Here is a 12765-nt window from a genome sequence, read left to right on the forward strand (position 1 = left end):
GTGGCAAATGCCCGACGGCGACACGCCTGCGCCCGCACCGCGGCCGGCGGCAGGGGGACGGTCCGGCCGGGGACGGCGTCAGGTGCCGGAAACACCGCCACGGCAGGCGGGAAAGAGAGGAAAGGCGCCGTTAGGCTGGCGTCATGACAGGTGCGCCACTGAAGTCTGTTCTTTCCGGTATCTCCCTCGCGGCTGCAGCGGTCCTGCTGGCAGCGTGTTCCGGGCCGCAGGCAGCCGGCCCAGGATGGACGGCTCAGCCGGACCCTTCTGCGGTGCCGGTATCCGGAACAGCCACGTCCGGAACAGCCCCGCCGGCCGGGGCCACGTCACCGTCTCCGACCGCCTCCGGCGAGCCGCAGCCGGTGCCCACTGCAACGTCTTGGAAGACCTTCTCCGACCCCGCAGGAACCGTCAGCTTCGACCTCCCGGTGGACTGGATCGCCCAGTCCGTGGCCACGGAGGAAGGCGTCCTTCCCGGCGGACTGAAGGTTGACGTGAAGAAGCCCGACGGGACCTTCATGGCTTCGCTCCGGACGGGACTGCCGTCGTCGTCCGTTGACTGCCCGGACGCCGCACAGCACCCGTACACCGTGATCAGCAGCGTGCCCTTCGACCTCGCCGCGCAGGACGGGGAGGGAACCATCCCGCCCCGCATGGTCTTCCGGGTGATCCAGGGTTACCGCTATTTCGGTTCCTACGGCATCACCAACCTGGTGGGTGGCACCGACGGGAAGGCGTGCGAGCTGCGCAACGTGGTGCGTGGGCCGGCCGGGAAGGGCGACTACTCGTTTGGGGACCTCGTGGCCCTCAAAGCCTTTGCTCCGGATGAAAAGGTGGCCCCGGCAAAGGCGTTCGATACCCTGGGCCAGGCGGCCCAGTACGTCAACGGGAGCCCTGACTTCGCCAACGTGCAGCGGATGCTAATGTCGCTGAAGGTCAAAAACTAGTCGCGCTGCCCGCGGCCCACCAGGTGACGGGGCGCCCGACTTGCCTTCCACCCCCCAGCACCCCCGGAGATTCATGGAACGCTCTGTTTCCGCCCGCCTCGCCTTCAGGACCATCGCCAACACCAAGGTGGCCATGGCCGTCGCCGTGGCGAGGAACAGCGGCTACTCATCCTTTGCGGAATCCCTGTCCGTGACGGCGGGGGGAGCGGAGGTTCCCCTCAAGGAGATATCGGACCACCACGGGGGCCGGTTCCACTACATGGAATTCGCCGAACCCACCGAAGTCACGGTGGAATATTCGGCCACGGTGGCCGGCCGCGCCGTGCCCGAAGAAGCGGACCTGGCCGACCGCATCCGCTATGTACGCCCCAGCCGGTATGCAGAGTCTGACAGGCTGCTGCCGACGGCCTATGCGGAATTCGGCGGAGTCCACGGGGCGGACCTGGTGCATGCCGTCCGTGACTGGGTCAACGGCGAGCTGCGGTACATCAGCGGCTCCTCCCGTGGCACGGATGGCGCGGTGGAGACGCTCCTGAGCAGGCGGGGCGTTTGCCGGGACTTCGCGCACCTGGCCATCGCCCTGCTGCGGTCCAAGGACATCCCGGCCCGCCTCGCGGCTGTCTACGCCCCCGGCCTGAGTCCCATGGATTTCCACGCCGTGGCGGAAGCCCATGTGGAGGGTGCGTGGCACGTCATCGACCCCACGGGGCTTGCCCCGCGGGAGTCGATGCTGCGCATTACTGCCGGCCGTGATTCGTCGGACACGGCTTTCCTTTCCACGGTGGGCGGAAGCCTGGTCTTGAACCAGCTGCGCGTGACCGCAGTGGTGGACGGGGACCTTCCGGCTGAGGACCCCGCCCGGCTGGTGCAGCTGGGCTAGCGCTTCCCCAGCGAGTTCCGCAGCTTGTCGGTAAGCCGCATGAGCTCTCTCTGCTCGGCGGCCGTCAGTGCCGGTCCCACCAGTGCCGAGATGTCCCGGACATGCTCGCGGCCAATTTCCTTCTGGAGTTCGCGGCCCTCGTCCGTCAGCTTGAGCAGCACGCCGCGGCCGTCCTCCGGCGCCGGCATCCGGGCCACGAGGCCGCGCTTCTCGAGCCGCTCCACCAGCCGGCTCAGGCTGGACTGGCTCAACAGGACGTTATCGTTGAGCTCGTTGAGCCGCAGCCAGCCGGACGGGCAGCGGGAAAGCGTGAACAGGACGTCGTACTCGTTCACCGCAAGCTTCCGGAATGCGGGCCCGGACTGCAGCTTCCGCATGACGGCTACCTGCGCCCGGAACAGTGACTCCCAGGTCTCCGCCGCCAGCCGCACCGGCGATTCCTGTCCTCCGGCAGCCATTACGCCACCGGGGTTGAAGTGCCGGCATCCTGCGACGCCAGCAGGGCGGCCACGCGGCCTGCGTGGGTGGGCGGTTCCGGAACGTGCGCAGGCTTCAGCGCTGCGTACTCCTTCCGGAGGACCGGCAGCACTTCCTCGCCGAACAGGTCCAGCTGCTCCAGGACGGTCTTGAGCGGCAGGCCGGCGTGGTCAATAAGGAACAGCTGGCGCTGGTAGTCACCGAAGTACTCGCGGAAGGCCAGGGTCTTCTCGATGACTTCCTGCGGGCTGCCCACGGTCAGCGGTGTCTGCGAGGTGAAGTCCTCCAGCGACGGGCCATGGCCGTAGACCGGGGCGTTGTCAAAGTAGGGGCGGAATTCCTTCACCGCATCCTGGGAGTTCTTGCGCATGAAGAACTGTCCGCCGAGTCCCACAATCGCCTGGTCGGCCTTGCCGTGGCCGTAGTGCTCGTACCGCTCCCGGTAGAGGCCGATCAGCTGCTGGTAGTGCTCCTTGGGCCAGAAGATGTTGTTGGCGAAGAAGCCGTCACCAAAGTACGCGGCCACCTCGGCGATCTGCGGCGTGCGGATGGAACCGTGCCAGACGAAGGGAGCCACGCCGTCCAGCGGACGGGGGGTGGAAGTGAAGTTCTGCAGCGGTGTGCGGAACTTGCCGGACCAGTTCACGGTGTCCTCGTCCCACAGCTTGCGCAGGAGGCTGTAGTTCTCGATGGCCAGCTCCACGCCGTCCTGGATGTTCTTGCCGAACCACGGGTAGACCGGCGCGGTGTTGCCGCGGCCCAGGACCAGGTCGACGCGGCCGTCAGCCAGGTGCTGGAGCATGGCGAAGTCCTCGGCGATCTTCACCGGGTCATTGGTGGTGATCAGCGTGGTGGCCGTGGAGAGGATGATGCGTTCGGTCTGCGCCGCGATGTAGGCCAGCGTGGTGGTGGGGGAGGAGGAAAAGAACGGCCGGTTGTGGTGCTCGCCGATCGCGTAGACATCCATGCCGATTTCCTCGACTTTTTTGGCGATGGCAACCGAGGCCTTGATGCGCTCGTGCTCGGTGGGGGTACGGCCTGTGGTGGGGTCCGTGGTGATGTCGCTGACGCTGAAAACACCGATCTGCATGACGTGCCTTTCCGTTCCTGGACTTGTTGGGCTTGGTTCCAGTGTAGATCAATTTAGATGCATTTGCATCTATTGCCTTCTGTAACACCCCGCCGCGGGGATTATTCCCCCGTGGGGAACACGTGCCCGGACGCAGCGATGCCCGCACCACGGGTTGGTGCGGGCATCGCAGGAACGCAGGCCCTATTCGGCACCGCCGGGGGCCGCCCGGCGCCCGCTGACCTTGGGGACCTGGCCGGTGGTCCAGTCCCTGAACTCGGCGTCGATGTCCGAACCGGGTCCACCCTCAGGGCGGGCCTGCAGGTCCCGCAGAAGCGCCTTCTTTTCCCGCCGGCCTTCCACCAGCCGGTAGAGCACGGGAACCAGGACCAGGGTCAGGGCCGTGGAAGACACCAGGCCGCCAATCACCACCACCGCCAACGGCTGGGAAATGAACCCGCCGCCGCCCGTGAGGCCCAGTGCCATGGGGGTCAGGGCGAAGACCGTTGCCAGTGCCGTCATGAGGATGGGCCGGAGGCGCTGCCGGGCGCCGTTCGTGATGGCATCCGCCACGTTCATGCCGGGCCGGCCGTCGCGGGGCTGCCGGTACTGGTTGATCAGGTCGATCAGCACGATCGCGTTGGTAACCACGATTCCCACCAGCATCAGCATGCCGATCAGTGACGGCAGTCCCAGCGGAACCCCGGTGAGCAGCAGCAGGGCCACGGCACCGGTAGCCGCGAACGGAACCGAGACCAGCAGGATCAACGGCTGCACGAGGGACTTGAAGGTGGCCACCATGATCACATACACGATGGCGATGGCCGCCAGCAGGGCCAGGCCAAGTTGCCGGAAGGATTCGGCCTGCTGGGTGGTGGCACCACCGATAGTGGCAGTGACCCCCGGCGGAAGCTGGACGTCAGCGAGGCGCTTTTGGACTTCGGTGTTCACGGCGCCCAGGTTGGAGCCCGACGGCGTGATGGACACCTTGGCGGTACGCTCGCCGTTGCTGGCGGTAATGGAGACGGGGACGTCCACCTGCTCGACGGCGGCGATGCTTCCCAGCGTGACCGGCCGGCCGGCCGCCGGAAGCGGGATATTCCGGACGGCGTCGATGCTGGTGAACTTGGTGCCCTGGCCAATGCGGACGGGGAAGTCGTTGGTGTCGATCCGGACCGTGCCTGCCGGGATGGGGCTGATCGTGGAGGCCAGCACGCCGGCCACCTGCTCCTCGTTCAGGCCGGCCGCCGCGGCCTTGGCCCGGTCCACCTTGACCTGCACCACCGGGTTGCTGGCGGCCAGGTTGCTGGCCACCTCGCTGGTGCCGGGCACCCCAGTCATGGCGGCAACCATGGTGTCGCTGGCCGACTGCAGGTCCGCGCTGGTGGCAGCCTTCAGCGTAATGTCCACGGTGGACGAGGTTCCGAAGCCGCCCTGCTGGGTTCCCACGGAGATCTTTCCGGAATCAGGCACCTTGGCAAGCTCGGTCCGCACGGTGTCCTGGAGCCTTTCCTGGTTGGCCTTTTCGTCAGTCACCACGGTGAATGTCGAGTTGGAGGAGCCGGTGGAGGTCAGTGCGGCGAAGCCGGCCTGGGCGTTGCCCGACGTCACCTGGACGTCCTTGATGCCGTCGAGGCCGCGCAGCACGCCTTCGAGGCGGATGGCCGCCGCGCTGGTGTCAGCCAGGCTGGTCCCCGCCGGAAGCACCTGGCGCACGGTCAGGCTGTTTTGCCCGGAGTTCCCCAGGAGGTTGGTGGCCAGCAGTGGCGTCATGGCACCGGTGGCACCGAGCACCAGGACCGCTGCCACCAGGGTGATGACCGGGTGTTTCTGGGTGGACCGGAGGATGGGCAGGTAGCCGCGCTGCAGGCGGCTGCGCTGCTCGGCGTCGTGGGCCCTCGCCGTGGCCTCGTCGGCGATGCGCCGCGCCTCCGGTGTGCCTGGAGCTGCACCTGCGGAAACGCCCTTGGGATTCCGCAGGAACCAGTAGGCCAGCACCGGGACGATGGTCAGCGAGACCAGCAGCGATGCCAGCAGCGCCATGGTGACCGTCAGGGCGAACGGCCGGAACAGTTCGCCTGCCAGTTCGCCCACGAAGGCGATGGGCAGGAACACCGCCACCGTGGTCAGGGTCGAGGCGGTGATGGCCCCGGCAACTTCCCTGATGGCGGTGAGGATCGCCGTCGACTTTTCCTCGCCGTAACTGAGGTGCCGCTTGATGTTCTCAATGACCACGATTGAGTCGTCCACCACGCGGCCGATCGCGATGGTCAGCGCGCCCAGCGTCAGGATGTTCAGGGAGTAGCCTGTGCCCGACAGCCCGATAAAGGTGATCAGCAGGGACAACGGGATGGACACCGCCGTGACCAGCGTGGACCGTGCCGACATCAGGAAGAGCAGGATGATGGCGACGGCGAATCCCAGTCCCAGGAGGCCTTCGGTGGTGAGGTCCTTGATGGACTTTTCGATGAACGGGGCCTGGTCGAAGACGGGCGTGAACTTTGCGTTCGATCCCAGCTCTGCCTCCAGGTTGTTCAGCGAGTCCCGGACCGCGTGCGAGATCCCTACCGTGTCGCCCTCGGGTTTCTTGGTCACGGAGACGGCGAGCGTCTCGGCGCCGTTGGTCCGGGTGATGGAGGTGCGCTCATCGTCCTTGAGGGAGACGTCGGCAACGGAGCCGATGGTCGCTGCGTTCTTTGCTCCTGCCAGCGGCAGGGCCTTGATGGCGTCGAGTGAATCCACCGGGCTGCCGATCTGCAGCGAGAGGGTCTTGCCCTGGTCCTGGAGTGTTCCGGCCGGAACCAGGGCGCCGTTGTTGGACAGGGCGTCGCGGATGGCGGTGACGCCTACCCCCGCCGCTGCCATGGCGTCGGTGCGGGGGAGGATCTCGATGTGCTGGGAGGCGCCGCCCGTGACGTCGGCGCTCCGGACGCCGTCGATCTTCTGCAGCCTGGGAACGCTGAGGCGCTGCAGGTCCGCGTTCAGTTCACTGAGCGGTTTGTCCGACGAGACGGCGAGGAAAACAATGGGGAAGTCGCTGATGCTGCCGGCGATGGCCTGCGGCTGGACGTCGCTGGGCAGGGTCCGTTTGGCGTTGGAGATGGCCCGGTCGATCTGGTTCCGGGCCCGGTCCAGGTTCGATCCGTAGGTGAACACCATGGTGATTTGGCTGACGCCGGTCCGCGACGTGGAGGAGGTGGATTCCAGCCCCTCCACGCCGTTCAGCGCCTTTTCCAGGGGGCCGCTGACCTGTTTGTCCACCACTTCGGGGGATGCCCCCGGCATGGAACTGAGCACGGTGATCTGCGGGAACTCGATCGAAGGGATGAGCTCCTGCTTCAGCGACGACATGGTGATCACGCCGAACACCGAGGCGAAGACGGTGATCAGCGCGATCAGGGCCCGGTTCGCCAGGGAAAGGTGCGCCAACCGGAACATGGGTGGTCTCCTGGGGTCTAAGTGACTGGTACATGCCCTGGGGGTGCCAGCCGCTGGCCCCGGCAGGGTCAGCGGCTGGCGGAAACGCTCTCCAGCTGGAGGGACTTGGCCGTGGCCCGTTCCAGTTCCGCGGCGAGGTCCGGATTCTCATCCAGCTTCACCCCATAGCCGGGCATCATGTCCTTGAGCTTGGACTGCCAGCCCTTGAAGTTCTTGGGGAACGTCTTCTGGAGCAGCTCGATCATGATGGGGACAGCGGTGGACGCCCCCGGCGAAGCGCCCAGGAGCGCACCGATGGAGCCGTCGCGGCCGGCAATCACTTCAGTGCCGAACTGGAGGATGCCGCCCTTTTGCGGGTCTTTCTTGATGATCTGTACACGCTGGCCGGCGGTGATGAGTTCCCAGTCGCTGCCCTTTGCCTCCGGGTAGTACTCGCGCAGTGCCTCCACCTTCTGGTCGTGGCGCTTGACCACTTCCTTGACCAGGTAGGCGGTGAGGTCCATGTTGTCCTTGGCAACGGCGAGCATCGGAATGATGTTGCCGGGGCGGATGGACAGGGGCAGGTCCAGGTACGAGCCGTTCTTCAGGAAGTTGGTGGAGAAGCCTGCATACGGGCCGAACAGGAGCGAGCGCTTCCCGTTGACGTAGCGGGTATCCAGGTGCGGAACGGACATGGGCGGCGCACCCACGGAGGCCTGGCCGTAGACCTTGGCGCTGTGCTGGGCGGCGATGGTCTCGTCCGTGCAGCGGAAGAACTGGCCGGAGACGGGAAACCCGCCGTAGCCCTTGCTTTCGGGGATGCCGGAGGCCTGAAGCAGGTGCAGGGCGCCGCCGCCGGCGCCGACAAAGACGAATTTGGCGTGGATCTTGCCGTGCTCGCCCGACTTGGGGTACTTCAGCGCCAGGTCCCAGCCGCCGTCGGACGCGCGGGAGATCCCGGTAACGTCGTGGCCGTAGTTGATTTCGACGCCGTTGTTACCAAGGTACGTGGTCAGTTCACGGGTCAGTGCGCCGAAGTCGACGTCGGTGCCCTCGGCCGCGCGGGTGGCCGCAATGCGCTGCTGGGGGTCGCGGCCCTTGACGATCAGCGGTGCCCATTTGGCGATCTGGGCGTGGTCCTCTGAGTACTCCATGCTCCGGAACAACGGGTGGGGCTTCAGTGCCTCGTACCGGGTCTTCAGGAAGCGGGTGTGGTCTTCGCCGATCACGAAGCTCATGTGCGGGACGGTGTTGATGAAGCCCTTGGGCGAACCAATCAGGCTGTTGTCCACCAGGTGGGACCAGAACTGGCGGGAAAGCTGGAACTGTTCGTTGATGAGCAGCGCCTTGGCGGGGCTGACCGAGCCGTCTTTGGCCGCGGGCGAGTAGTTCAGTTCGCAGAGGGCGGCGTGGCCCGTTCCTGCGTTGTTCCAGGGGTCCGAGCTTTCCAGGCCGGGCTGGTCCAGCCGCTCGAACAGGGAGATGGTCCAGTCCGGCTCCAACTGCTTGAGGAATGCCCCCAGCGTGGCGCTCATGATGCCGCCGCCTATCAGGACAACGTCGGCGTGTGGGGTCTTGGAAATGAAGGTCACGATCAGTCTCCGATTGCAGCGGCTCTGGCTGTCACAGAATATCCCCGCCCGGCCCTCTTACTGAAATTGGCCCGGGCCGTCAAGGCTTTAGCTGCACCTTCGTGAAAACTTCATTTAAGACAGGCGACGCCGGGTAGCTGAGCACGCGGTCCGAGAGTGCAAGTGCGGAGATGGGGAAGGCGATGGGAACAGCCGGCACCGTCGCGGCGATCTGGGTGTTGATGGTGTGATAAAGGTCATCCCGCTCCTTCCCTTCAGGAAGCCCGCGTGCCCGGTTGATCTTCGAGAAGACCTGGGGATCCTGGTACCCGAACTCGCCGTTCTTCTCCCCGAAGAGTGGCCCGACGAAGTTGTCCGCGTCCGAATAGGACCCGTTCCAGCCAAGGATGTGGAGGGCATGGTCGCCGGCAGACTGGACCTTCTGGAGGTAGCCGTTGGACCAGTCAACGGGCACGGGCCTGATGTTGAAGCCGACGGCGGTGAGCTGCCGGCTGAGTTCGGCGTACACCTTTTCGGGCGTGGGCAGGTACGGGCGGGTGACGTTGAGGGGGTAATAGAACTTCAGTTCTTCCCCGGCGTAGCCGCCCTCCTTCAGGTAGTCCTTTGCCTTGGCAGGATCGTGCCCGAGTTCAGGTGCGTCGTTGTTGAACCCGCTGATCTTGGGCGGAACAAACTGTGTGGCCTTGGCGGTGTTGTCGATAAAGAACTTCCGGATCAACGTCTCCTTGTCGATCGCAAGCTCCACCGCCTGCCGGATCTTCTGGTTCTGGAGGATCGGGACGTCCTGGTTCAAGCCCACGTACATCACCGAGAACGGGTCGCGCTGCACGATTTGCTTGCCGCGCTTGACCAGCTGGTCGAAGTTCCCCACGGTCACGGCGTCGTAGCCATCGATCTTGCCGTCCAGCAGTGCCTGCAGGCGGGTCTGGGGGTGGTTGTAGGCCAGGAAGTTGATGGTGGCGATCTGGCCGCGGTCACCCCAGTAGGCCGGGTTGCTGGCCAGGGTGACGTTGTCGGTGCCCCAGGCGGCAAGGGAGAAGGGGCCGGTGCCGACGGGGTTCGTGGCGAAGGCTGACATGGCCTGGCCGCCCCGGTTCTGGTCCAGGACGTCCGCTTTGCCGGAGGCGAGGGCTGCCGGGGAGGCCATGGCAAAGGCCGGAAGGGTCAGCGCCGGCAGGAAGGCGGTGAATCGCTGCGTGAGGTCGATCTGGACCGTGTCCGGGGCCAACGCGGTGCAGCTCTTGAAGATCGACAGCCCGGGCTCGTCGGAGTGTGCCTTGAATACGCCCTTGAAGGAGCTGCCCGGTGCCTGCTTCCGCAGCTCGGCAGGGAAAGCGAACCAACGGTTGAAGTTGGTGCAGACGGCGTCGGCGTTGAAAGGGGTGCCGTCCTGGAAGGTGACCCCGGTGCGGAGCTTGAAGGTGTAGGTGCGGCCCTCGTTGGATTCGTTCCATTCCGTCGCCAGCAGCGGAGTGGGCTTGCCGGTAGTCTGGTCAACCCCCACCAGGCCTTCGAGGATCTGCCGGGTGATCCGCTGGGACTCCACATCGTTGGACAGGGCCGGGTCCAGCCCCAGGGGCTGCGCCGCGGTGCCGAAATTGAAGGTGGCCTGCGGCTCAGCCGGCGGGGAACTGGGAGTGCCGGAGGTGGGGGAGGGGGACGGCAGCCCTGTGCACGACGTAACGCCCAGCGCCATGAGGACGGCGCCGGCCTTGATGACCGTCCGCCGCGATGTACTGCTGGGCACTCGTTTATCACCTCTGGATGCTGCCGGCTCCGCCGCATGCGGGCCGGAATCCAGTCTAGGGGACGGCGCCCGTGGCCGGCCCCAGGCCAGCCTGTGACGCGCCAGGGCCGGGCCCGCCGGTTGAAGTGGCGGGCCCGGCCCTGTGTGGGGGTCTGGTGGGGCCTACTTGGGCATGAGGACCGAGTCGACCAGGTAGACGGTGGCATTCTTGGTCTTGACGCCACCGCAGACCACGTTGGCGTTGTCCACCTTGAGGTTGTCGCCGCTGCCGGTGACCGTGACGGAGCCGCCCTCTACCGTGGCGTGCGTACCGGCGATCTTGTCAGGGGTGATCTGGCCGGGAACCACGTGGTAGGTGAGGATCTTGCTCAGCAGGGCGTCGTCTGTCTTCAGGGTTTCAATGGTGGCGGGGTCGATCTTCTTGAAGGCGTCGTCCACGGGCGCGAAGACGGTGAATTCGCCACCGTTGAGCGTGTCAACCAGGTTCACCTTGGGGTTCAACTTGCCGGACACCGCCGCGGTGAGCGTGGTGAGGATGGGGTTGTTGGAGGCTGCCACGGCCACCGGATCCAGCGCCATGCCCTCTACCGAGCCTGCGCCGGTGGGTACCTGCTTGGCGTAGGCGGCGCAGCCGGGGCCAACCAGGTTTGCTGCCGGGTTCATGGCGCCCATCGAGGAACCTGCGGACGGCGAAGCCATGCTGGAGCTGGACGGGGACGCCATGCTGGAGCTGGGGGCGGATGACATCGGCGCCGAGGACGCCGACGACCCGGAAGTGCTGCCGGAGCCGCCGCAGGCGGTGAGGCTGAGCAGAGCGGCCGCTGCAACGCCTGCGACGGTGAAAGTGGTGCGCTTGAAGGTCTGCATTTCAGTACTCCTTGGATCGTTGAGCCTGCTGCCCTTGGAGCGTGTCCGCGGCTTGCAGTCTGACTATGGGGGTAAGCACCTGCCCTTGGCTGGTGTCTCAATGGCTATTCGCCGGGTGGGCCGCGGCGGATGGGTGATCCATGGATTTTTCTAGTCGGGGCACGAATGGGGCGGCAGCCAACGTTCGTCCTTTAACGCAGGAATCCCCCGGCCGGAGCCGGGGGATTCCCAGTGTGCGCAAGGGGGGACTTGAACCCCCACGCCCGAAGGCACAGGAACCTAAATCCTGCGTGTCTGCCAATTTCACCACTCGCGCAAGGCTTGCCGGCTGAACGCGAAGCGTTCGACGGCGGATGCCAGAGTCCATTGTAGCGTTGCGTCGGGCGGGGTCTCCGGCGGGCCGTGGCCGGGTCAGGAGTCCAGGCTGAGGTCCCGCCTGAGTTTGGCCACGTGGCCGGTGGCCCGGACGTTGTATTGGGCCAGCGCCACGTTGCCGTCCGGGTCCACCACGATGGTGGAGCGGATCAGGCCTTCGTAGGTCTTGCCGTAGTTTTTCTTTTCGCCCCAGGCGCCGTAGGCCTCCGCCACGGCGTGGTCAGCGTCGGAGAGCAGTGGGAAGGTCAGCGACTCATGTGCGGCGAACTTTGCCAGTTTTTCGACCGGGTCGGGGGAGATGCCAAGGACGTCGTAGCCGGCGGCCTGCAGGGATGACAGGCTGTCCCGGAAATCGCAGGCTTCCTTGGTGCAGCCCGGGGTGGAGGCCGCGGGGTAGAAGTAGACGATGGTGGAGCGGCCGGGGCGGGGAGCCAGGCTGACGTCCTTGCCGGTGGAATCCTGCAGGGTGAAAGCGGGGGCCTTGTCGCCGGTAACGAGTCTTTCAGCCATTGTTTTTCTCCTTGTTGCGGGCGGGACACAACAGCCTAGTAAGCAGGTGGGGCGAGTGCTAATCGGCATTTGGCTATACTTGCTGCTATGCCTGATATGGATCACTGGCCCACAGGGCGCCTTCTGTCCACTGCTGCGCGACTCGTTGAGCACTCCTGGAACGAAAAACTGGGCGCCATCGGCCTCACCCATGCCGGTGTTATCGCCATCGAGGTCCTTGCCGCGCAGGGGCCCATGACCCAGGCCCAGCTTGCCCAGTACGTGCGCGTGCAGGCCCAGACCATGGGGAAGACCCTCAGCCGGCTTGAGTCCCACGGCCACATCGCCCGGGTCCGCAGCACCTCGGACCGCAGGAGCCACGTGGTTTCCCTGACCGAGCAGGGCAAGGAAGCCGTTGCCCAGGCCGTGGAGATGGAGCGCTCCGTCCTCGCATCCTCCTCTATTGACCCTGATCTGCTGCGTCAGGAGCTGAAGGCAGTAGTCCGGGAACTGGCCAGCCAGTTCTCCACGACTCCCAGCAATGCCGGCGCCCTGATGGACAACGCTGCCAAGTAATCGTTCATGCGGCAGCCCGCGTAAGAAAAGCGCGGCCTGGCTTCCCGAAAGCCGGCGCCGCGCTTTTTTGTGCGCCGCGCCCGATAATTCCGATAATGGGGCAGAAAACAAAACAGCCCCCGGCTTGTGTTTCCACAAAGCCGGAGGCTGTTTTCCCAGTGGTGCACCCCCCGGGACTTGAACCCGGAACCCATTGATTAAGAGTCAATTGCTCTGCCAATTGAGCTAGAGGTGCATCTTTTTGCTTCCATCCCCGGGCTTTTTCTTTCCCGTTGATCTCCGCAACGACATGAAACTCTACACGAACTTTCGGTGCAAGTGAAATCGGC

10 protein-coding genes and 2 tRNA genes are annotated in these 12765 nt (G+C 65.6%); 3 read left to right on the plus strand and 9 right to left on the minus strand.

The genetic code is table 11. From position 1 onward, the window contains the following. Positions 1–143 precede the first annotated feature (143 nt). A complete protein-coding gene (locus tag NIBR502771_RS12875; RefSeq protein WP_246839661.1) occupies positions 144–947 on the plus strand; it encodes a hypothetical protein in 804 nt (267 codons plus the stop codon). A gap of 73 nt (positions 948–1020) precedes the next feature. Further along, positions 1021–1827: a transglutaminase family protein gene (locus NIBR502771_RS12880; RefSeq protein WP_141160099.1), complete on the plus strand. Its 807-nt coding sequence runs from the start codon at positions 1021–1023 to the stop codon at positions 1825–1827. On the opposite strand, the gene NIBR502771_RS12885 is transcribed toward NIBR502771_RS12880, so the two are convergent. The 8 genes from NIBR502771_RS12885 to bcp form a co-directional block, all read right to left on the minus strand. Next, positions 1824–2285, minus strand: coding sequence for a MarR family winged helix-turn-helix transcriptional regulator (locus tag NIBR502771_RS12885; RefSeq protein WP_141160100.1), 462 nt, complete (start codon positions 2283–2285; stop codon positions 1824–1826). The genes NIBR502771_RS12880 and NIBR502771_RS12885 overlap by 4 nt on opposite strands. After that, positions 2285–3394, minus strand: coding sequence for an LLM class flavin-dependent oxidoreductase (locus NIBR502771_RS12890; RefSeq protein ID WP_141160101.1), 1110 nt, complete (start codon positions 3392–3394; stop codon positions 2285–2287). Before NIBR502771_RS12890 ends, NIBR502771_RS12885 begins: the two co-directional genes overlap by 1 nt. Positions 3395–3577: 183 nt before the next feature. Beyond that, a complete protein-coding gene (locus NIBR502771_RS12895; RefSeq protein WP_141160102.1) occupies positions 3578–6811 on the minus strand; it encodes an efflux RND transporter permease subunit in 3234 nt (1077 codons plus the stop codon). A gap of 68 nt (positions 6812–6879) precedes the next feature. Then, positions 6880–8382, minus strand: coding sequence for a malate:quinone oxidoreductase (locus tag NIBR502771_RS12900; protein ID WP_141160103.1), 1503 nt, complete (start codon positions 8380–8382; stop codon positions 6880–6882). Positions 8383–8461: 79 nt separating this feature from the next. Continuing rightward, entirely contained in the window at positions 8462–10129 is a 1668-nt protein-coding gene (locus NIBR502771_RS12905) for an ABC transporter substrate-binding protein (protein WP_246839662.1), read from the minus strand. Positions 10130–10291: 162 nt separating this feature from the next. Next, positions 10292–10996 (minus strand): fasciclin domain-containing protein, encoded by a 705-nt coding sequence (locus tag NIBR502771_RS12910; protein ID WP_141160104.1) that lies wholly within the window; start codon positions 10994–10996, stop codon positions 10292–10294. 234 nt (positions 10997–11230) lie between these two features. Continuing rightward, positions 11231–11312: transfer RNA gene (locus tag NIBR502771_RS12915), tRNA-Leu, on the minus strand. A 95-nt stretch (positions 11313–11407) separates the two neighbouring features. Beyond that, positions 11408–11881, minus strand: coding sequence for a thioredoxin-dependent thiol peroxidase (gene bcp, locus NIBR502771_RS12920; protein WP_141160105.1), 474 nt, complete (start codon positions 11879–11881; stop codon positions 11408–11410). Between the two features lie 96 nt (positions 11882–11977). On the opposite strand from bcp, the gene NIBR502771_RS12925 reads away from it, so the two are divergent. After that, the gene (locus NIBR502771_RS12925) at positions 11978–12436 is read left to right on the plus strand and encodes a MarR family winged helix-turn-helix transcriptional regulator (RefSeq protein WP_141161545.1); all 459 of its coding nucleotides are present in this window, start codon (positions 11978–11980) and stop codon (positions 12434–12436) included. Between the two features lie 159 nt (positions 12437–12595). On the opposite strand, the gene NIBR502771_RS12930 is transcribed toward NIBR502771_RS12925, so the two are convergent. Continuing rightward, a tRNA-Lys gene (locus tag NIBR502771_RS12930) sits at positions 12596–12671 on the minus strand. Between the last annotated feature and the right edge of the window lie 94 nt (positions 12672–12765).

Source organism: Pseudarthrobacter sp. NIBRBAC000502771 (genome assembly GCF_006517215.1).
GTDB classification, from domain to species: domain Bacteria; phylum Actinomycetota; class Actinomycetes; order Actinomycetales; family Micrococcaceae; genus Arthrobacter; species Arthrobacter niigatensis.